Source organism: Chryseobacterium sp. PvR013 (assembly GCF_017833095.1).
Classification (GTDB): Bacteria; Bacteroidota; Bacteroidia; order Flavobacteriales; family Weeksellaceae; genus Chryseobacterium; species Chryseobacterium culicis_A.
Genome location: NZ_JAFIBT010000001.1, coordinates 4,642,226 through 4,664,565 on the forward strand (window position 1 = coordinate 4,642,226; position 22,340 = coordinate 4,664,565).

The following is a 22,340-nucleotide window of genomic DNA, read 5'->3' on the forward strand; positions in this document are numbered from 1 at the left end:
ATATTTAACTGATTATCAATGTTTATTGAATTTTATTGATAATTATTTTTTATATTTAGTATAATAAAAATTAATGTCATGAGAAAAATTCTATTTTGTTTGATGGCAATTTTAGTTTCATCAAATTTTTATTCACAAGTAAATATTTCTGCTACGGCAGGAACAGCTACAGGAACCTATACTACGTTGAAGGGCGCATTTGATGCTATTAACGCAGGAACACACCAAGGGGCAATTACAATCAGTATCACAGCAAACACAACGGAAACGGCAACAGCCAGTCTGAATGCCAGTGGCGGAGCAACAAGTTATACTTCTGTTGCCATAAAACCTGCCACAGGAGTTACGGCAACTATTTCCGGGGATATTGCCAGTGCGCCTTTAGTGAGAATACAGGGGAGTAATATTACCCTGGACGGAAGCAATGCAGCTTCAGGAACGACAAGAGATCTTACCCTTACCAACACTTCTACTACAGCACCACAGGTCCTTACATTCATAGCGGCTTCTGCAGCTGCAGCCAATACTAATATTATGGTTAAAAACCTTAATATTATCAACGGAATGAATAATTCTTCAGCTTTGGTGATGTATGACGGAGCAGCAACACCTACGGGAGGCTTCTTTAACAATGTTACTATTCAGAATAATGCTGTGAAGAAAGCTTATATGGGAATTTATTTATTTGCTGCTACAGCTGCTGGTAATGGAGCTAATACATTGGTTACGGGTAATGATATAAGTGCTTCGGGAGCAGATGCCAACCGTCTTGGAGGAATTTATGTTCAGGGTGCCGATGGAGTAACGGTAAGTAATAACACATTAGGTAATTTTGAAACGACCAATGCTGAAATTAAAAGAGGAATCTGGTTTGCCACAGCAACCGTCAATTCTTCAATTATTTCAAATACCATAACCAATCTTGGGTATACCGGAACGGGTGCGGGAGGAGCTTCCGGAATAACCATCACCTCAGGGAGTACAGGAGCCTCTGCTGTAGCCAATATTATGGTAAGCGGAAATACGATTTCCAATTTTAATTCCAGTGGAACAGGGACTCTTTTTGCAGGTATTTATGCAGGAGGTACATTGACAACCGGAATGACCATTATTAATAATAAAATAAATGGAGTTAAAAATACTAATGTCTCAGGGTACGGAGCCCAGGGAATTTATCTGTCCACAACAAGTCTTATCTCCAATACATTAGTGGCCAACAATATCGTCAGTGGTGTGGCTGGCTATGGATATGCAACAACAGGAGGAGTAAATGACAATGGAAACGGGATTGTTGTCGCTGCAGGAGGCGGATATAAACTTTATTATAATACCGTTGTCATGAATGTCAGCCAGACTGTTGCCGGAAGACCCTCTGCTTTAAATATTACAAGTGGAGTGACCGGTGCAGGAGGTATTGATATCAGAAATAATCTTTTTGTCAATACCCAGACTCAGGCAGGTGACAGATACGCTATTTATGCGGGAGCCGCCAGCAGTGTTTTTTCTACTATTAATTATAATAATTTCTATTCTTCCGGTACCAATCTTGGGTATATTGGAGGATTGGCAAAAGCTACCCTTGCTGATATCCAGGCGGGATTCGGAGGAAATGTAAACTCATTGAATGTGCTGCCGGTATTCGTATCAGCAACTGATTTCCATTTGTCGGCCACAGGGAATGCAGCTCTTGATAATAAGGGAACTCCGGTAGTCGAAGTAACACTGGATGCGGACGGCAATACAAGAAATGCTTTAACACCAGACCTCGGAAGTTTCGAATTTACAGCAGCTGTATTGGCAGTAAATGAAGCTGCGAAAAAGAATACAGTGAATGTTTATCCGAACCCTGTTGTGGATTACCTATATATCAATAATGACAGTAGAATTAAAGATATTGAAGTGTATAATGTTTCAGGCCAGAGAATTCTCAGCGAAACCATTAACGCTGAAAAAGGCTCTGTAGATTTGAGACGTGCTGCTGCAGGAGTTTATATTTTAAAAGTGAATACAGAAAAAGGATCACAGTCTTTAAAAATTATTAAAAAATAATATATACCCTAATAATCAGAAAAATCCCCAATAGCAATAATATTGGGGATTTTTTATTGTATAAAGTAACCATCATAATTAGAAGCTTGCTTTTACCTGCATACTTCCGATATGAATGGTCCGGTCACCTGAGTTTCTTCCTTCGTAATTAAGATTCAGTTGGATAAAGGAGTTGATAGCCTGTTGGATGAATACACTCCATACCTGGTTTTTCCCAGGCTTAAGGCCATCCAGCATCTGGTTTCCTACAATGCTGAAATTGTTTCCGGTAAAATTGTTGCTGATGAACGAGAAATTTCCACGGATAGACGTTTTTCTACGCTCCCATTGGATGGTTCCAGTAATATCAAAAGCTTTAAGAAGTTCTTCACCATCCAATCTTTGTTTCTGGCGGAAAGCAGAAGATAATTCAGCCTGAATAGCATCTGTGAACTTATACGTTGCTTTAGGCTTGGTTTCAAAATTATTAAGACGATAATCTCTTGTTTTAAATAATTGTGAAGAGTTTTGGATATCATGAACTGAGTTTTCCCAGTCTACTCTGAATTCTTTATTGAACCAGTATCCCACATTCAGGAAATGAGAAGTCTGCTCACGTTCTTCATTACTGAAATTGGCATTGATGAGATTGTCATTGGTAATGAATCTGTAATTTCCGTTCCAGCCTGACTTGTCGGTTGGATTAAACTGTACAGAAGCAAGAATATTCTGATTTTTAAGGATCTGATCACTGTTCTTTTCAAAAGGATTCAGAACAAGCACTTTTTCCTTTTTATAGAAAGAGTTTTGAGAGTTTAATGAAATATTGAAATTCCATCGTTTTAAAAATCCGTTCTCAGAATTGAAAACAATTGCCGGATTAACAAATAAAGCCAGCTGTAATTTATTTTTATTAGAAGGAATATATCTTACAGAATTAGTGTATACACGGATATATTGTGCAAGATCAGAATACTCAGCGATTTCAAATTCGTCCAGCTGCTGAACTCCATCTCCGTTATAATCGGTCCATTTATAAACCCCCTGTCCATCTGTTACTTTAATATATTGAAATTCCCTCTGGGCTTCCTGTCCGTTCCCCAGTTCATAGAAAGCCTGAAGGCGCATTCCATTTCTGAAAAGCTGTTGATTGTATAAGATGTTTCCAACAACAAAATCATTATTACGGGTTACTTCACCTTCTGGACCTGCGTAGAAGAATTTTCGGTAGTGGATTAAAGCATTTAGGGAAGTTCTTTCTGTTTTGATAATCTGACTTTCAGCCATAATTCCCAAAATATTGTTCATATTCTGAAGCCTGTTGTCACGTACCGAGTCATTATCTCTCATGTATACTTTTGCCAGCAACTTAGTTCTTGTACTGTCACCGATTTTCTTTTGCAAAAATATTTCCTTCCAGCTGAAACTCGTGACATCCATAAGTTGGGTGTCATTGTATTTCTTCTCATTATGTTCCATGCTTCCACCAACGGCCCAGCTTCCTTTTTTGCCGGTAAACTCTGTTGAAACTCCACCACGGATGAACTTCGTGTCCTGAAGGGTGGCAGTCGTATTCAGATAAGATAGATTTCCCTTGGTAAAGAACTTTCCTGTAAGCCAGCCAAAGTCAAGGTCATTTTTGATCCCTTTATAAGAATTTTGTTCATTCAGATAATTGACACGGTAATTTAAGGTGGATTTATTATTCCATTTATTAAGGAAACTGAAGATAAACCTGTTTTGGGTTTTCTTATTAAATTCCTGGGTAAGGTTGAAGTCTCTGGAGAATTCCACATCATTGATACGGTCAAGGATATGAAACTGTCTGTCTATATATTGATATTCAAAACTAGGTGTTCCTTTCCATGCATTTTTCGTGAAACTTTTATTTCCGAAAATACGCCATGCATATCCCATATTCTGATCAGAATCTTTTGAGGAAAATAAATTGACATCATAGTTACTCAGGGAAATGTCAGCTCCTATTTTTCCTTCATTCAGTAAATATTCAGAGTTCAGAGAGTATACCTGTGACTTCTGAGGAGAAGGAAGTTTTCTTACAGCTCTGTAATCTCCGGCATTCGGACCTACATATTCAAAAACACGTCCGTTATTGGTAGTTTGTGCTATTTTATAATCCCCCAGATTAGCCCCGAAATACGTAAAAGAAACCTGGTACAGCGTTAAGCTTGAATCAGTAGAATATTCATAGAAAGTTCCGGCAGGATTTAATTTATATAAAATTTTATTCACATCATACTCCGTTACCACCCCTGAAGGAGCATACATCAAATCCGGATTGTTTCCTGCATCTGCAAGAATCTGTTCATCTTCTTTGGAAAGACTTAAAGACAGAGGAGCATTCTTATTGTCATTTTCCATGAACCAGTTTAAGCCTACTTTGAATTTCTCTCTCTGATGTTCAAGCTTTCCTGTAAACAGATATCTTGAATAATTCCTGTTGGCATAGTTATAGGAAATCGTTATGAAATTCTGCTGGAAAATAGGACGGAAACTGGTAAAGGTAACTTCACCGGTATTATAATTGATAATATAATCCTGGTTTTCACCACGCTTCATCAGGATTCCATCAATGAAGACCTGTTCAGAACCGGAGATCAGTGTGATAAACTGTTCCCCATTCTTACCTGTCAGACGATAAGGTCCCTGATTTCCTTCAACCCCCTGAAAACGGATTCTGTGAAATTCACTTCGTGCAACACCTGCAGAGATATCTACCAATGTTTTGTTTTCCTTCCCGAATTCTGTCTGGAACTGAAGCCCCATGCTTCGTCTCTGGTATTTGGCAAAATAATTCTTAGATTCTACAAGGTCAAGATGCCCGGCTCTGAGGATGGATTTTTCCTTAATATTAAGCTGCATGTAGATTTTGTCAAACTCCTCCAGCGTTTGCGTATAACCATCGGCCTGAATAGGCAGATTGTGATCCGAAATACTGGCTAAAATCGTAACATCTTTGGATAAGCGCCCTGAAATCTGAAGATCCATAGAGCTTTGTACAGACTGGCCCTGATTGTTACCAAAAGTAATCCCTCTGATGATGGAACCTTTTGAATTAAGTTCTCCTAAAAATCGTTTTTTATCATTCTTTGCCAGTACAGCTTCATCAATAACGATCTTGTTGTGCGTTCTTATGAAATCAAGGGTGTCTTTTGCAAAGATATCCTGCTCAAGCCTTGCCGCAAGAATACTGTCTCGTTTAATACTGTCTTCCGGAACGTTGGGATTTTTCCATGAAAATACCTGAGCATTTCCTGAAAATATGCCTAAGAAGAATACAATTAGAAGGATATAATTCCGCAAGCCCTGAAAAATAATTGGTAAAAGTAACTAAAAAATGTTAATCGTAATAGCTTAACTATTATTAACAGAAACTTAACCTGTTTATTGTGTCAAAAAAAATAAAACGATGTACTTTTATCAAGGAAATTATTAATTATAAAAATGTTAAATCATGAAAAAAATTTATTCTCTTTTTGCAACGGTGATGATGAGTGCAGTTGCTTTTGCACAAACAACATACCTTTGGGACGGTACTTCTGTAAATCCTGTTTCGGGTACAAATGCTAATATTTCAAATGTAGCATTTGCAGCTACCCAGGGAAATAATAACGGTACTACGAATTTAATTACCGCTACATCTGTGTCTTCAGGTTATACAGGAGCAAGCGGATCCAGTAATTTTGGTGCTGCAGCTTTTAAAGAGGCTCTTTCTACTGCTACAAGTACTTATTTTAGTGTTACTGTTACTCCTGTTGCGGGTAATAAAGTTACATTGAATTCTTTAAGTCTAGGGTCCAGAGGTACCTCTACCGGACCGGGAAAGATTACAGTATATTCCAGTATTGATAATTATGCTACTGCAATAGGTACTGTAAATGTTAACAACAACAGTACATGGACATTGAATAGCATCACTTTTTCAGGAACTAATTTAGTAGGTGCGGAATCTGCTCCGGTTACTTTAAGAATCTATGGAAGCGACAGCCCTGGTACGGGAACTCCATCTCTTGGTACTGCCAACTGGAGAATAGATGATATTTCTTTAATGGTAACTTCATCTACTGCTTCTCTAGCTGTTATTGATGCTAAAAACGTAAAATCACGAAACTTTGTAAAGAATTCTTTCGTTAAAAATAACGAGATTGTTTTCGGATCTGATGTAAAAGATGTGAAAGTTTTCAATATGTTCGGACAGCTTGTAAAAGAAGCTTCTGTAAAACAAAACGAAACGGTAAGCGTTGCTGAGCTGGCAAAAGGAAGCTATATCGTAACAGGTACAGTGAACAACCAACCGGTCTCTCAAAAAGTTCTTAAAGACTAATCTCTTTTAGATAAAAATACATGCAGCCACTTCATTGAAGTGGCTGTTTTTTATACAATTATTACTGGTTTTGAGATTTTTGTATCCCATATATTTCTTAATTTGGTGGTATTGTTTTTGATGTTTTATTATTGATCCATTTCTTTAAAATTATTACGATGAAAAAAATCTTTACTCTTGTTGGACTTATAGTATTAACTTCTTTTTCAAATGCCCAGATTGTGATTAATGAAATCTATGGTGGGAATGCAAGTTCTGGTGCTGTATTGAAGAATAATTATATTGTCCTTAAAAATATCGGAACTACTTTGGTTTCTTTAACGGGAGCAAGCATTCAATATGCTCCGGCGATAGGTGCTTTTACCGAATATCATACACTGCCTGACTTTACTTTAGGCCCTGAAGAAACTTATTTGATTCAGGAGTCAGCAATTGAAGGAGGCGTTGAAAACCTACCAACACCGGATTTTATTGCCACTACAATCACTAATTTCGACGGAACTCCCAATAAATCTTCCGGGATGAAAATCTCCAGCGTATCAGGAAAAGTTGCTTTGGCCGGAAATATATTGCAGGTGACGGGACCTTCCGCATCCAATGTACTGGATTTTGTAGGATATGGATCAAATGCAGATCAGTTTAAAGGAGATGGGCCGGCTCCTTCTCCCACTACAACAACGGCTATTAAAAGAACGATGGTTGGAAGTAATGATAATATGGCAGACTTTTCCCTTGAAGGCAGTGTGAAATCTGGTTTTGTACAGAATCCTTTTATAAAAGACAGTAAAGTAGTGTTCGGAACCGAGGTGAAAGATGTGAAAGTTTACGATACATTCAGACAGGTTGTTAAAAAATCCCCTACAAAATTAGCTTCAACTCTTGATATTGCAGAGCTTCCAAAAGGAACTTATATTGTCACAGGAACCATTAATAATATTCCGATCTCACAGAAAATTATAAAAGATTAGTTTTTTAATAAAGAAGAACAGCTCATTAATGAACTGTTCTTTTATTTTTTATTACCATAAGTTTAATACCAACCTCTTCTTGCAGCATTAATAATGGAACCAAGATTAAGAATTAATGTATATCTGATACGCTTTCCATAATCTTTGAACGATGGCTCAAAACCTAAAGAAGATTGTATCGGGAAATAAACTTCCAGAAAATCAGGAATGATTCTTACCTTAACTCCGGTATCCCATATGAATTTGGCGGGAAGATCTTTGTTTTTATAAACACCGGCATCAGCATACACATGGAATATTTTCCAGACGCTTGAATCCACGTTGGCAGAAGTGATCCATTGGTTCACTGTTCCCGGAAGAAAAGATTTAAAACCACCATCAGCTAATATAAACTGTTGGGAAAGAAGGCCACTGCTGGCACTTTCTCCTAAAAGCGTATAAGAGAATGAATAGTTGGAAACCCTGGAAATTCCATAGTCGAAAAGGTTATTTCGGGTGTTGTTTCTTATAAAATATCCGGCAAATAAACGTAAACTCAGTTTTTGCTTAGGAGCAAATTCCCATCTGTAGAAACCTTCAGCCGTTATTTTATTAAAATCTTCCATTCCCTGCGTACTTAGACTAAAGCTTTTTTCATGAATCATCTGGTTGTCACTATAGCCATAGCCGATACTCCAGAGATTATACTTGCTATAATCATTATTAGCGATCATTTTAGGACTCAGATCCCTTTCAAAATAATTATAGGAAATCCCTAGACCTCTGCTTACAGTACTTCTCGGGTTCTTCCTGAAGTTGATAGAAGAAGATATTGAGGTTTTTCTGTAGGCAAGGTCATAATCATAATGAAAATAAGAACCCGAAAGTCCGAATGTTAAACTTCGGATAATGCTTTCTGCAGGCAGGATAGAATAGGAGACTGCTCCAGAACCCGTCAGTTTTCCTGTTCCGGTACTATAAGTCGGAGTAACCGAATACAAAAATTTCTGATCAAAGAAAGACTGGTTTTTTAAATTGATTCCCAAAAGAAATTTATCATACGTATTGTTAAAACGTACCCTTGGGCTGAGGTAAACTTCATTGTATTCCGGGTTTGGAATATCTTTTATTAATTTTAGTTTAATTTTTTTTGCATTGGAAAACAGGCCTTTTGCATACAGAAAATTATCTCTGTAATTGGATTCAGGGAAAATATATCCGCTGTTTAGAGTGACTTTATAAATATTTTCTGATGCGGGAAGAGAAAGGCTGGTGATACGTTCGTTTTCTTCGGTGTCTATCCAATAGGCCTTCTTTTCTCCTTCTCTGGTTTCTGTTTCCAGCTTTACCGGAATGGAAATATCTGTATTCTTTACAATTTTTATTTGTAGAGAATCATTTTCTTTTCTAATATTTTTTAGTTTAAAATCAACACGGTTCTTTTGTTTGAAAAAGTTGGAGAGATAAGCTGTTGATTTATTATTTTCTGAAAGAGCGGTCAGGAATTCTTCAGTATTGATTTTTTTTCCGGAATTCTGAGAAATATAATTCTTTACAATCCCATTGAAGTTATCGTATCCCATTTTGTCAGCCGAATAGTTGAAAAGACTTCCTGTTTCAAAGCTGCTGATGGCCATGTCATTGAAATTACTCAAAACAGGGAAGTGTTCATCAATCTTCTGATCAAGATTTTGCAGCATGATGTATTGATAGGAAAGTCCATAGCGATCCAGAAGTTTTACTTTGGATGCATGGAATAATTTTAAAGGTTTGAGCCCAAATATTCTGGTTTCGGGTAGCGTTCCTAAAAGTTTTGTATCAGCATAGAATTTTTTGAGATACTGAATTTCCAGATAAGATTTTAACCCATTTTTAAACCAGTGGTCTTTTTCTTTATCTGCAATAACGCTTTCATCAAGAATTTTCTTGGCAATGATCCCGAAATAATCCAGATCTGTTTTTTCAGTATCGGTAAACAGACGGAATCTGAATTTCCAGAAAGTAATATCATTATTTCCGAAAAAGTCTTCTTTAGCTCTGAATTTATCTGAAATAAAAATACTTTTCGGAAGAACTCCGATGCGTTCCTTAAGGAATTTTAAATGTAAGGGAAGATAAAACTCCAGATTTTGTTTTTCCTCCGGTTTTAGATTATACCCAAATTTGATTTCGATTTCCTCTCCGTCAACATTGGTTTTTATGGAAGGAAAACTGGTTGAAGAAATTAAAAATTCAGGATCGGAATCAAGGTATCCCTTAAATGAATTCATCTGTACCTGTGGAAGATTACCTTCTACAAAATTATTAACAGGAATATCAAAGTTGATGGTCCAGAAAGTATTGAAACTTACCTGTTCTTCAATATCATGGTAGTTTCTTTTAGAAATATTGTCCGGATCAAAATGATCCGGAACAATAAAGAAATATTTTAATACAGTATTCTGAGCGGATGTTCCGTATCCCGTAAATGTTTTATCGGGAAGCTGCATCCTGTACTGCAACTGTAATGTGACGCTCTCGCCAGGTTTTAATACATTTTTCAGAGGAATAAAAATATTTTCATCTGAAAGTGTATTGACGGGAATTGCTTCATTTTCAGAACTTTTAATGTTCAGTTCAAGAAGTTTTCCCAATTGATCGCTCTTCGCAAAATGCAAATCATTATTTCGGTCTTCCAGTTTTCGGTAGACTAAAGAAGTTCCCCGTTTATTGTACGCGGAAACCCAATTCAGGAGTTTTACGGTTTGCAGGTCTTTCCCGGAATGATTGTAGTAAACAATTTCCTGGCTGACATCAAGGTTCTTTTTGTCAGGAGACAGTTTCGTTTCAACGTATATACTGTCTGTCTGTGCAGAAACCTGTACAACTCCCCATAACAAAATAAGGCAAATGCTGATCTTTTTCAAATATTCGTGATAAAGCCCAAATATAACTTATTTTGTATATACTTTATAGGATTTTAACCCTGAATTGCTTTTTTTTCCAAAGAATTAATATAGGCATTCCATCCTTCTGTTTTATAAGTGATTGCAGACGCTTCAGGATCGTTGGATTTGTAGATTCCTCTTCCTACGATAATAAAATCTGTATGCAAAGTCTTGAAAACATGTTCTGGTGTGTTGTACTGCTGTCCTTTACCATCTCCTGAATCTGCAAGGTTTACCCCTGGAGTGAACAATAAAAGGTCTTCAGGAATTTTATTCTGAGATACACCACCAATAACATTAGGATGCGATAATGCTACTTTTAAAGCTTCTTCACGATAGCTTGCTGTTGTTAAGGTTCCTTTGGAAGACATTCCAACAATAGCTACTACCCCTACATTGCTGAAGCAGTCTAAGGATTCAAAACCTCCGATTACCTGAGAGGTTACAAAATCTGCCCAATTTGTAATTTTGAAAACTCCACTGGTAAACTGAAGTTCCTGTGTATTTCCAATGTCAGCAAATTTTCTGTCTTCCATCAATAAGAACTGATGTTTTGCAGCAATAGCTTTTAGAGGAGTGATTGTTTTTTCATATTCGAAATCAGAAATAATATCGATATGCGTTTTTAAAGCAACAATATGAGGACCTACCTTTTCAGCCAGCTCCAATAACTCCTGAGTGGTAGTAACATCAGCAGAAGCAATAAGGTTTGATTTTTTTGCTAAAGCTGTTTCCAGTAATTTTTTTGAAACAGAATGTTGGGTAACCTGAAGTTTCTGCTCATAAGAAGATCTTGTTTCTTCTTCGAACTGAATGTGATTTCCCTGAAGGAAGTCCTGGATTCTTTTTACCTCTTCATCAGACAATTCACCCGTTTCCTGAAGAATACCGCATACTTCGGAAATATTGAAAAGAGTGTGCACTCTAAATCCTTTGCTTTCCAGTAATTGTTTTCCTCCCTGCTCTCTGTCCAGTACCACAACGATATCCGAAACTTTAAGATCCTCCTGTTCTATTTCAGGAATGGTTTCTAATAAAGACTTTCCTGAAGTGATCACATCTTCTACCAAAAGACAGTTTTGCCCTTTCTGGTAAATTCCTTCAATCAGTTTTTTTGTCCCGTAGCTTTTTGCTTCTTTTCTTTTAATAATTAATGGAATATAGCTTTCCAAAGACATTGCAGTGGCCATAGGAAGGGCAGCATAAGGAACTCCACAGATTAAATCAAAATTATCTAATGGAAGCATTTCCAATAAATAATTAGCCAGATTTTTTAAAATTTTAGGATCTGAAGCCAAAGGTCTCAGGTCTACATAAAAAGGACTTTCGATACCACTTTTCAGGGTAAACCTTCCGAATTTAATGATTCCTAGTTTGTAGCACTCTAAGAAGAATTCTTTTTTACTTTCCATTATTTTTTATTAGATATTGCAAATTTAAGGAATTGAAATAAGGCTTAAAAATTTATCGCTCATTTGTAAATAAAAAACCATCCCGGATTAAGCAGGATGGTGTGAAAAATATAATAAACTATTATTTTACGATTTCAGCATCAATGACTTGGGCACCACTGTATTTTTGCTGAGCTTCCCATAATAAAAACTTGTCAACCTCTTTGATGAGCTTAGGAATAGTCAGTGACAATACTGCCAGATCATCCATGACTCCAAGTACCGGTATCACAAATTCAGGAAGAAGGTCAATAGGAGAGAGCACATATAAAATTCCCAGTAAAGGAAGAATAATGTCTATGGATTTCATAGGATAGATTCCTTTTCTCCACATTCTGACCATTCTGAAAATATCAGGGATCTTTTTTATAAAGCCCTTATGATTGATGGCTTCTTTTGCAAGATTTAATTTTGAATATTTCATTTTGTGTTTGGATTAATAAATTTTTCAATGCTATAAAATTCGCAAATCCTGTACCAACAAATTATAAAATTTAGTTAAAATATTATTTGATAATATTATCAATAAACTGATGCACAGTCTCTGTATTCCAGTCTTTTGTGGCATCCTCTTTAATAAGGATTCTTCCGTGTTTATCCAGTAGGAAAGTGGTAGGAAATACCTTGGGAAGAATTTTCTCAGAAATAGGACTTTGAGCAATATAGACAGGAACGGTATAGTTATTTTCTTTCAAAAACTTTCTTACATCTTCCTCTTTATCATTCATGGCAATCAATACAAAATCTACATGATCTTTTCTGGTGTCATACAATTTCTGAATGGAAGGCCATTCTTTTCTGCAAGGTGGACACCATGTTCCCCAGAAGTTAAGGAAAACACCTTTGTCCTTAAAGTTTTTAAGATTGGTGCTGGGTGCATTGATTCCTTTAAGTTCTACATCATAATCTTCTTCACTGATATGAACAGCGTTTTCGATAGTGGCTACCGGAAAGAATGTATCCTTTAGGAAATTTCTAATTCCCGGAACAAAAGCAACAATACCTATGATCGCTATTATTATAATATAAATGATACTCTTTTTCATCTCTTTTTTTATAGAAGATCTAAAATTTCCTGAACAGCATCTTTCCCTCTGTTTTTAGCATAATAAATCTGCAGATCATTATAGAATGTATCTTTTGGATACGCTTCGGGATCAGCTTTATACTTCATCAGCAGCTCATATCCATATTTGGGACGTGGGCCCCAAGAATTTTTTATCTTGAAATCTTTATCAAGGATAATGACTTTAGGAATAGATTCTGTGCCATTGGTTAAAAACTGATTAATCAAGCTTTTATCACTGTCTCTCAGGAAAACTCTTACCTCATTATGTCCTTCAAAAAATCTGAAAAGAGCAGGCACTGTTGCACTTGCATCTCCGCACCATGCTTCAGAAATGATTAAAATCTTTCCGTCAAAGTTTTTGGCAGCAAGTTCTTGCAGCTGATCTTCGTTCGGAACATATTTCTTCACCGTTCTGTCCATTCTCTGAAGACCCAGCTCATAATATTGTTTATAGTCAGCTTCCTGTTGGTTAGCAGGATTCTCTAATCTTTCTTTTGCAATCTGAAGATACTCTTCAAATGAAATTCCTTTATCCCAGTAATTTTTCATTACCAAAGCTATTTATGTTAAAAATTATTGATATTTCTTGTTTTGTTGACCAAAAATAGGTCTGCCAGCACAAATGCAGCAAGACTTTCCACTACAGGAACCGCTCTTGGAACTACACAAGGATCGTGACGTCCTTTTCCTTCTACGATTACCGGGTTTCCGTCTTTATCGATACTGTCCTGAGGTCTCAGAATAGTTGCTACAGGTTTGAATGCTACGCGGAAATAGATGTCCATTCCATTGGAAATTCCACCCTGGATACCTCCGGAAAGGTTAGATTTTGTAGTGAAATCTGTATTGAAAGCATCATTGTGCTCTTTTCCCGTCATTTTAGCTCCACAGAAACCGCTTCCGTATTCAAAACCTTTGCAGGCATTGATATTCAGCATTGCTTTGGCAAGCTCAGCCTGAAGTTTGGAAAATATAGGCTCACCAATTCCTACAGGAACATTTTTAATCACACAAGTGATTGTTCCTCCGATAGTGTTACCCTCTTTTTTGATTTCTTTGATTCTTGAAATCATCTTTTCAGCAGTTTCAGCATCAGGACAACGAACATCATTGCTTTCTGTTTGAGAAAAATCTAAATCCTGATAAGGTTTTTCACAGAAAATATCACCTACAGAAGATACATAAGCATTGATCTCAATGTTGGGTAAAAGCTGCTTGGCAAGTGCCCCGGCTACTACCCAGTTCATTGTTTCTCTGGCAGAAGATTTTCCTCCTCCACGGTGATCTCTGAAACCAAATTTCTGGTCATAGGTGAAATCAGCATGACTTGGACGATATGCACCTGCGATATGGTCATAATCTTTTGATTTCTGATTTTCGTTTTCAATGATAAAACCAATTGGCGTACCTGTTGTTTTCCCATCAAAGATTCCGGAAAGAAACTTTACTGTGTCACTTTCTTTTCTTTGTGTAACGATTGCGGACTGGCCGGGTTTTCTTCGGTTCAATTCATACTGAACTTTATCGAGATCTACCGCTAAACCTGCCGGAAAATTATTGATGATACCGCCATAAGCCACTCCGTGACTTTCTCCAAATGTTGTAAGACTAAGAAGATTACCTAATGTGTTGAACATGATACAAAATTACCTTTTTTTCTTCAGATAATAAAGTTTCTGGATTTGTTCTATTTATCAGTGTTTTTGATATTATTGATAACCTTTTGGGCTTCCCTTTTTTCTTCTGGTGTCATTTTTTTCCAGATAAATCCTTTTTTGATATCATTTTTGTCCAAAAGCTGTGGAAAAATACCTGCTTTCACATCTTCAACAATATAGAAAGGAGTCACAGCCGGAATTGGAGTATCAAAACTATAAGGATAATTATGGGAAACATTAAATTGAAGATTTCCGACTTTAAATGTGTCAAACTGCTGATATTCATAGGTTGAAGGTTTGAGAATCTGCTCTTTTTGTAATCCGTTCATAAAACTTCCGACCCGAAAACTTGGAATATATTTTTGAATAATTTCTGGAAAAGATAATATTGACATGAAAAATAGGCTGAGAGCAGAAAAAACAATAATGGATTTTTTTTTGTCAAAATATTCGTGAAACATGACAAAGAATATTACGAAAAAAACATCGATAAAAAATCTGTATTGAGCTGAAAAAGCAAGGATTAATATACTTTTTATTAATAATGAGATGCAGATTAACGTGATGAGTTTTCTCTTTTTTATCCAGGCAAATACAGAAAAAATAATTAAGCTCAGCACAAATAGAATATTAATTTTGGATTTGATTCCTTCAAGAGAAAACCAATTCCTAATATAATCAGCCGTTGAAAATTTTTGAATTTCCTCATAGGTATACTGCATGTCATAGGTCTTCATGACTGCAAATTGTGAAGAAGTATTTAAAATTTCCGGATTGGGTTTCCAGGATAGTCCCAGATCACCTATTGCTACAGGAAAGACAGGATATCCGAATGTCCAGATATTTTTAGTGAAAAATAAAAAGAGAATTGCTCCTCCCAAAAGAAGTTGTTTAAAGTTACTTTTAAAAATAAAAAGAGAGACTAAGAAAGTCAGGACAGGAAGCCATATCATGGTAGGTTTTATAGCAAAAACAAAAACTGAAAAGGCAAAAAGGATGATGGTATTCCTATTTCCGGCAATAAGTTCATTTAAAATAATCAATGAGAAAACTATAACCGGAAGGTCAGGGCTTGGAGATTGTGAAAATAGCAGTAATACCGGAAGGAAACAAAGATGGATCCAGTTTTTTCTTTCAATAATATAAAATGTATAGATCATCAGGAGAACCGTGTTGATTCTTAAAAACGGATCGGAAAAATTTGAAAATCCAGCCTGAAAAATATGCCAGAGAGACATTTGTCCTAAGGTGAGGTCTACATTGGAAATACCCTTTATCAGCCCATATTCTGTAAGCCATTTCAATGTGGGAATATAATATCCGAAATGATCTAATATATAAGGGTAAAAGGAACCCGCGAAGATAATCGTCAGAGAAATTACACTTAATACTGTAAAATCTTTTTTTGAAAATTGATGAAATTCCTGATAGAGTTTGTTTTTAAAGAAAAAGAATAGTCCCAATAGGATTGAAGGTACTTCTACATTTATATTTAAGGGTACGAAAAAAGAGGTAAGTGTCCATATCAGTGTTATTCCTATGATTCCGGATATCATTTTCCAGGAGATGCCTTGAAATAAAATTCCCCATATATTTTCCATGATTTTTCCCCAACCCATCAGGACGGGAATGATGAAAATAGAAGAAAATAGAATCAATACCATAAAAAAAGATTGCTTAAAAGTAAGCAATCTTTATATTCTATCATTAAAAATATTTATTAACGAGGTTGTACCCTTCCGTCTTTTCTATCCTGTGATCTACCAATGGTATATCCTGTAGCGCCTCCTACAACACCACCAATTACAGCTCCCAGTCCTCTGTTTTTCTTAGCAATAAGGGCTCCGGCAGCAGCTCCACCTACAGTACCAATGACCGTCCCTTTCGCAGCTTTACTCCATCCTTTTTTCTGAGTAGTTCCCTGTGAAGTACCACTTCCGTTGTTGGCATAACTTCCGTTGCTGCTTCCTCCAGAATTGGAATTGGAGCTTCTGTCTCTATATACTGTTCGTGTTTCTCTGATCACCTGTGGTTTTGAATTATTTTCAGCAGTAGCTTTTGCTTTTTTACTTTCTGATATACTATCTGCTTTTTTCTGAGCTTCATATACCAGCTTTTCTTTCTCAATAGCCAGTTTTTGCTTTTCTATTTCAAGTTGTCTGGCCTGAAATTCAAGTTTCTGTACTTCCAGTGATTTTTCAGCAACGCTGTCATCTTTCTTGCAGGCTGTCATTAAAAAAACAGACAAAAAACCTGCTAATACTATCTTTCTCATAATTCAAATTTTAATAAGATAAAGCCAAAACGACTTTAATTTTAGTTTTATTTTCAATTATGAAGCCAAATTTTAGTTAACGAGTGTTAAAAATGAGAATAAAAAGGAAAATGATTTTTAATGATGATGAATTTTATGTTATTAATGCGGGGTTTAAGCTTTATTTGTAAATTTAAATTCATTGATAGTTTTTCTTAAATTCATATAAGTTGAGTATTTTTGAATACCAAATTACTTTTTAATATGAAAAAATCAATTTTTACAGTATCAGCATTTATTGGACTGCTGGCTGTCACAACATCGTTTACCTCTAAGGAAATAACAGAGACCCATAAAGGCTGTTCAGAAATAACTGATAAGACCCCAACAACTCAGACTTATAAGATTCGTTATGGTCTTCTTTCAAAAAATGGAACAAAAATTCTTTCGGGAAATTATGATGTAGGAAGTTTTCTTGCTGAAAATATGGCTACAGGAGAAGTGTATGATACGTATTATGGTGGTGGATTTCAGTCTGTTCCCCAATATTATGACGGACTTCCTGCAGGAACCTATACTTTTTCTGTAATGCAGGGACAGGGAGGCTGGGTAGGATATGGAACGGTAGTTGCCACAGTTTCTGATGCACAGGTAGATTCTGAGGGTTATATTACAATATATATTCCGATCATTTGGGAGGAATAAGCCTTGTGAGCGAATAAATATTTAGCTAAATTTACCCATTCCAGTAATGAAGATTTTTAATAATTAAAATAATTATACATAGTTTTTGTTTGGTTTAATTGATTTTACATTCAATGTGAATAGTCTGAACATTTTTAATAATGTAAATTATATTTTGATTTATCTTCAGGGTGCAGTTTGATTCTTATAGAAAGCATTCATTCTTCTGTTCCGATATTGTATTATTTTTTCTGCTTAGAAAATGTAATGTAATGGTCATGCTGAATGATTCCACAATATTCTGTTTGGATTTTTCTAAATAGATTTTTTTCATCATTTGTGTTTTTTAGGCCTCCGCAAGGAGGCCGTTTCTTTTTTGATCGTTTTTATGATTTTGCACATAGGATACCTGTTCAAAAACCTATACTTTTATGAGAAACATTTTCATTCCATATTTTATTAAAAAATGCTACTCAAAGTGAGTAGCATTTTTTGTTTATATATTATCTAAAGTAACTTTTATTTTGCTGATCAGACGGTGCATTTTGTTGGTCTGGTAATTCAGAAGTTCATAAATTTCATTTGAACTGGTGAAAATTTCAGGAACAGCTTTATGATTAATCGTTTTGAGTCCCCGTCTTTTCATGGTATCATGGATCACTCTTGCAAATGATTCTTTTGCACTTTGTTTTGCTTTATCCTGAGAAATTCCATTGGAGTGAAGCCTGTAAAGATACAAAGGTTCCTTGAGGTATTTTACTTCTCCCTGTTCCAGTATTTTCAGATAAAGATCCTGATCTACTGCATTTTTTAGGTTTGTATTAATTCCTGCAGTTCTTAAATAAACTTTTCTTTTAAAGGTAAAAAGATGGGCAAACTGAATGGGACAGTTGAAGAAATATCGATTGTTATAAATCTGCTTCGTACCCGCGTATACTTTTTCCGGAACAAGATTTTCATTACAGATCATCATTTGAGAGTATACGGCGGCCAGAGCATCTCTGTTCATAAATTCCAGCGCCACTTTTTCCAGTGCTTCCGGATAAAGAGCATCATCCGGATCCAGATAAGCACATAAATCACCCTGAGCATATTTCATACAATTGGCCTTGGTAGATCCACAGCCTTCATTAACTGAATGATGATACAGTTTAAAACGGGAATCATCTTTTATCAGAGACTGTATGATTTCAACCGAATTATCTGTAGAGGCATCATCAATAATAATCGCTTCCCAGTTTTCATAGGTTTGATTGATTAATGAATCATAGCACTCCTTGAAATAATTTCCATTATTATAGTTGGCTATAAGTATAGAGAAACTTATCACGTCATTTTGAATTAATAATGTAAAATTATAAAATAATATATGCGAAAAACATAACCTCAATCATTATATATATATATTTTTTTTCTTATATTCTTCCAACTGTAAGAGCAAGATATTTTTTAGATGCATTGATCAAAATAGAAGCAATACATTATTTACCTGCAACGATGACAAGAATATACACAAAGGGTTTTTATTATTGTCTTTTTTTGAGAAATAAAGCTGATAGTCCGGAAATCCTGTATTTAAAAGAAATAATAATTTTATGATTATACTCATAAAATAAAAAAAAAGACTGGTATATCTTTGACTAAGAATTAAAAGATAAAATAATTTTTATCTCTGATATAAAATTTTTTTTCATCATTTGTGTTTTTTGAGGCCTCCATTTCTGGGGGCTTTTTATATATGAAAGAAAATGCTATAGAACTGTAAATTCCAGATGATATTTTTCCTTTAGCATCATGAAATTTTTTATTAAAAATTTTTTGTGACATAATGGTTTTCCATGTTAGTGAATGGAAGCAATTATAGAAAAAAGTGTGTCAATTTGTTTAGTGAATTTTTCTTTTTTGTGGCTGATCGGTATTTTAAAAAATTTTTATGTCCTGAATGTAAATTTTATTTTATTAAAATGTAAATTATTTTTTTTTTAATACTTTTGCCAGAGCGTTAGATTTATCTGAACTTATTATAGATAATTATGAAGTCGTTTTTAAAGTATCATTAAAATCGATTTAAAATGCTGAATTGGTTAAAATGGTGCCATAAAAAGAAATTAACTTTTTTTCTTGAAATTGTTATTCTTGGCACGATTTTTCAATATAGAAATGTAACTCATGTTTAATTTGAGTTTTCATGGTTATTAGTTTTTATCCTCGGAATTTCCGGGGATTTTTTTTATTCCCATATGACGCTGCTCATAAAAGTATGTTGGATTAATCCTCTATTTTTGAACGAGATAATTTTCTATCCATCATTACTTTTTTACATTATTTATCAAGCTCTTCTTTGAATGGGAAGGGCTTTTTTATATCATTAAAAATGGAACAATCACATGATGAATAAGAAGCCATAAAGATTATATAGCAAGTGGAAAAGCACTGTTAGAATAAAACTGTATTGATGGGTGTGCTGATGGTAATAAACATAAAGATTATTTAAAATAATACCTCCAAAAAATGTCATAACAATATACAACCCATTATAATAGTGCATGGATGCGAAAATAATACTCATTATGATTATACAAATTGCTTTATTATTGATCTTTATCCATTTACTTAAAATCAAATAGGGGAGATACTGAAATAAAAAAGTTTCCAGAAAAGGCGCGATGAATATGGCAATGAAGTTGAGTTCGTCTTTCGAAACATTGATGGGTGTATTCTGATGTACATCAAAATGAAAATAGACATCATTTATGTAATTAAAAAAATATCCATTCAACAGTGCAAATACAAATGAAATGAAGAAGAAGATTATGTTTTTTTTCATGAGTAATAGGATTGATAAAAAAGAGAATGGGATATAAAAAATAATGAGATTGAAAACAAAAAAACCTCTAAGTTATTTAGAGGTTTTTTCTGAGGTACCTAGCGGATTCGAACCGCTGTAGATGGTGTTGCAGACCACTGCCTAGCCGCTCGGCCAAAGTACCATTTTTACCATTTTTGAGGTGTGCAAATATAGCGAAATTTCTTTATGAACAAAAGTTTTTAAGCAAATTCTTTCTTTCCAAGGTCTTCTATTTCGCTTTTTGCTTGAATTTCAGCGTAATAATTTTTAACATTAATTACCCTCGTATCACTCCAGCTGTCATGCCATCCGTTTACACCCAGAAATGAAAGCCCATCGAAAGGGACAATTCTGGAAAGGCTTCTGTACATCATTTGCTGGGTAGTAGGTTTTGTACCATCTGTACTGATTACTTTGGTGCCTGTAATATATTTTGCAACGGTTCTGCCTCCTAAATAGTTTTCCATCAAAAAGTAATAAAGAAAATAATTGAAATTTCCAATAAATAGCTGCCATACTATATTTCCATTACTATAATAGTAGAAAAACTCAATTGAAGTTACTTCATAAAGAAAATAAGCAAGAATAGAAAGGATATAATTAATAGCGTATAGCATTATAAAATCGAGAAAATAATTGGCAAGCCTAATCCCTGACGAGGCTTTATTGTATTCAACAACATTTAGAATTCTTTTCATGGTTCGGTTATTAGTTTTTTAGTTTGGTTTTATCTGATGTTTTAGAATCCGTTGACAAGCAGTTTTAGTGAAGCGTTGGTATCAATAACGGCTGTAATACCAGTATTGCTGAGTAGTATTTTGCTGGGCTTCAGATTGAATACTTTCCCGTTCATTTTTAATCCCTTATAGTATTCTTTATTGAAGGCCTCTTCAATACTTTTTCTTGAAGTTTCTTCCAGTTCTTGGGTGGGAATTCCATATTCTTCTTCAATCATTTTTACAATTTTTCCCTGGAATAGGAGTGAAGCCGTTTTTTGCAGGATATTGGTCGTTTTCAGTTTAAATTTCGTTTCCGATAAAACAATTTTTCTTTTTGTTTCATCGTATACCGGAATTCCTGAAATGATGGAAGTTCCTTTAATATAGCCATCGGTTTGAGCTTCAATGACCACTCTGTTATCAACCCCATAGACTCTGATGTCCGTTATTTTTACTTTAGAATCACGTACCTCAAATTCTTTATTCAGAAAGGTTTTTCTTGCCATATTACTTGCTTCTGTAAATGGAATATTGGCCGTAGTCTGTAAAATGAATTTGTCTGCAACAGTAGGAGTGGTGTTAAAATTGGCAACACTGGTCACTGGTGAAGAAGCTGTAGGTTTATTTCCTGTAAAAGTTTCAGAAAATATATCAACACCAAGGGTTGCATTGATCTGGTTTCCATAAAACTTTAAAGGGGTAATATTCACTCCTACAGGGCTTACTTTAAGCCATGTATTATATTCTTCTGAAATATTAAAGGGCTGCAGAAAAGTATTCCATGCCATTAAAGCATATTGCTGGAAATTCAGTTGTGTCGCCATTTGCTGATCTATCGTTTTACAGAATTTTTCCTGTTGTTCCTTTAGACTTTTTTCCACAATAGAGGTAATAGGAATCTGGATTCTTCCATAATCAAGTACCGGCTTGGTTACCCATCTGAAACCATTGGGCCGGGTATTCGTAGTAATGGTCCAGTTATTTTTAAAAGTAACGGTTGTATTGAAAGACATTACTGTTTCAAAAGTGGTATTCTGATACGTATATACTCCCAAAGTACCGATCCCTTTTTCTGCCCATATTTTTAAAGGAACTTCAATCAGCAGGTTCTGACTGGTTCCTCCTACAAGACGGATAGGTCTTGTTTTCCATACTTTCACTTTAAATTGGTCATTGTTATTATCAGTATAGGAATCATCCTGATAAACCAGATCTTTCACAGAAGCGTTGATCATATTGCTCAGTTCCGAAAGAGGAATCGTCACAGGCATTGTAATACTGGACTTTATCTTTGGAAAGGTGTACGCTGCCAGCTGATTCTCAACACCCGTCTGACCGAAAGCACTGATTCCTGCAGCTAAAAATAATATTTTAACGAATTTCAATGTGTATGTTTTTTAATGAAACGAA

Annotated in this window: 17 protein-coding genes and 1 tRNA gene; 4 read left to right on the top strand and 14 right to left on the bottom strand. The window is 35.1% G+C overall.

Annotated features, from left to right (window positions below):
* Positions 1–78: 78 nt before the first annotated feature.
* A complete protein-coding gene (locus JOE44_RS21135) occupies positions 79–2,049 on the top strand; it encodes a T9SS type A sorting domain-containing protein (protein WP_209787312.1) in 1,971 nt (656 codons plus the stop codon).
* A gap of 78 nt (positions 2,050–2,127) precedes the next feature.
* On the opposite strand, the gene JOE44_RS21140 is transcribed toward JOE44_RS21135, so the two are convergent.
* Positions 2,128–5,352: a hypothetical protein gene (locus JOE44_RS21140; RefSeq protein WP_209787314.1), complete on the bottom strand. Its 3,225-nt coding sequence runs from the start codon at positions 5,350–5,352 to the stop codon at positions 2,128–2,130.
* Positions 5,353–5,503: 151 nt separating this feature from the next.
* Here JOE44_RS21140 and JOE44_RS21145 point away from each other — a divergent pair, with 151 nt between their 5' ends.
* Entirely contained in the window at positions 5,504–6,373 is an 870-nt protein-coding gene (locus JOE44_RS21145; protein ID WP_245169833.1) for a T9SS type A sorting domain-containing protein, read from the top strand.
* Positions 6,374–6,531: 158 nt separating this feature from the next.
* A complete protein-coding gene (locus JOE44_RS21150) occupies positions 6,532–7,341 on the top strand; it encodes a lamin tail domain-containing protein (protein ID WP_209787316.1) in 810 nt (269 codons plus the stop codon).
* A gap of 62 nt (positions 7,342–7,403) precedes the next feature.
* Here JOE44_RS21150 and JOE44_RS21155 read toward each other — a convergent pair whose 3' ends face one another.
* From JOE44_RS21155 to JOE44_RS21190, 8 genes are all read right to left on the bottom strand, one after another.
* Complete coding sequence (locus tag JOE44_RS21155; RefSeq protein ID WP_245169834.1) at positions 7,404–10,226, bottom strand: aminopeptidase; 2,823 nt, start codon at positions 10,224–10,226, stop codon at positions 7,404–7,406.
* A 53-nt stretch (positions 10,227–10,279) separates the two neighbouring features.
* Positions 10,280–11,659 (bottom strand): orotidine-5'-phosphate decarboxylase, encoded by a 1,380-nt coding sequence (pyrF, locus tag JOE44_RS21160; protein WP_209787318.1) that lies wholly within the window; start codon positions 11,657–11,659, stop codon positions 10,280–10,282.
* A gap of 121 nt (positions 11,660–11,780) precedes the next feature.
* Positions 11,781–12,122 (bottom strand): DUF1232 domain-containing protein, encoded by a 342-nt coding sequence (locus tag JOE44_RS21165; RefSeq protein ID WP_209787321.1) that lies wholly within the window; start codon positions 12,120–12,122, stop codon positions 11,781–11,783.
* A gap of 82 nt (positions 12,123–12,204) precedes the next feature.
* The gene (locus JOE44_RS21170; protein ID WP_209787322.1) at positions 12,205–12,744 is read right to left on the bottom strand and encodes a TlpA disulfide reductase family protein; all 540 of its coding nucleotides are present in this window, start codon (positions 12,742–12,744) and stop codon (positions 12,205–12,207) included.
* 8 nt (positions 12,745–12,752) lie between these two features.
* Positions 12,753–13,316, bottom strand: coding sequence for a thioredoxin family protein (locus JOE44_RS21175; protein WP_209787324.1), 564 nt, complete (start codon positions 13,314–13,316; stop codon positions 12,753–12,755).
* Positions 13,317–13,333: 17 nt separating this feature from the next.
* The gene (aroC, locus tag JOE44_RS21180) at positions 13,334–14,404 is read right to left on the bottom strand and encodes a chorismate synthase (RefSeq protein WP_209787326.1); all 1,071 of its coding nucleotides are present in this window, start codon (positions 14,402–14,404) and stop codon (positions 13,334–13,336) included.
* 50 nt (positions 14,405–14,454) lie between these two features.
* Positions 14,455–16,026, bottom strand: coding sequence for a hypothetical protein (locus JOE44_RS21185; protein WP_245169835.1), 1,572 nt, complete (start codon positions 16,024–16,026; stop codon positions 14,455–14,457).
* A 119-nt stretch (positions 16,027–16,145) separates the two neighbouring features.
* Positions 16,146–16,700, bottom strand: a complete 555-nt coding sequence (locus tag JOE44_RS21190) for a YMGG-like glycine zipper-containing protein (RefSeq protein WP_105681439.1) — start codon at positions 16,698–16,700, stop codon at positions 16,146–16,148.
* Between the two features lie 243 nt (positions 16,701–16,943).
* On the opposite strand from JOE44_RS21190, the gene JOE44_RS21195 reads away from it, so the two are divergent.
* A complete protein-coding gene (locus JOE44_RS21195) occupies positions 16,944–17,384 on the top strand; it encodes a hypothetical protein (protein WP_209787328.1) in 441 nt (146 codons plus the stop codon).
* A 475-nt stretch (positions 17,385–17,859) separates the two neighbouring features.
* Here the strand turns inward: JOE44_RS21195 and JOE44_RS21200 are convergent, their stop codons facing one another.
* The 5 genes from JOE44_RS21200 to JOE44_RS21225 all read right to left on the bottom strand — a co-directional run bounded on the left by JOE44_RS21200 (position 17,860) and on the right by JOE44_RS21225 (position 22,315).
* Complete coding sequence (locus JOE44_RS21200; protein WP_209787330.1) at positions 17,860–18,693, bottom strand: glycosyltransferase family 2 protein; 834 nt, start codon at positions 18,691–18,693, stop codon at positions 17,860–17,862.
* A 317-nt stretch (positions 18,694–19,010) separates the two neighbouring features.
* Positions 19,011–19,190 carry a hypothetical protein gene (locus tag JOE44_RS21205; protein WP_209787332.1) on the bottom strand — a complete coding sequence of 60 codons (180 nt, stop codon included), beginning with the start codon at positions 19,188–19,190 and terminating at the stop codon, positions 19,011–19,013.
* Between the two features lie 1,092 nt (positions 19,191–20,282).
* Positions 20,283–20,353 (bottom strand) — tRNA-Cys (locus tag JOE44_RS21215).
* Between the two features lie 58 nt (positions 20,354–20,411).
* Entirely contained in the window at positions 20,412–20,909 is a 498-nt protein-coding gene (locus JOE44_RS21220; protein WP_209787336.1) for an RDD family protein, read from the bottom strand.
* Between the two features lie 41 nt (positions 20,910–20,950).
* Positions 20,951–22,315 carry a DUF4403 family protein gene (locus JOE44_RS21225; RefSeq protein ID WP_209787338.1) on the bottom strand — a complete coding sequence of 455 codons (1,365 nt, stop codon included), beginning with the start codon at positions 22,313–22,315 and terminating at the stop codon, positions 20,951–20,953.
* Positions 22,316–22,340 lie beyond the last annotated feature (25 nt).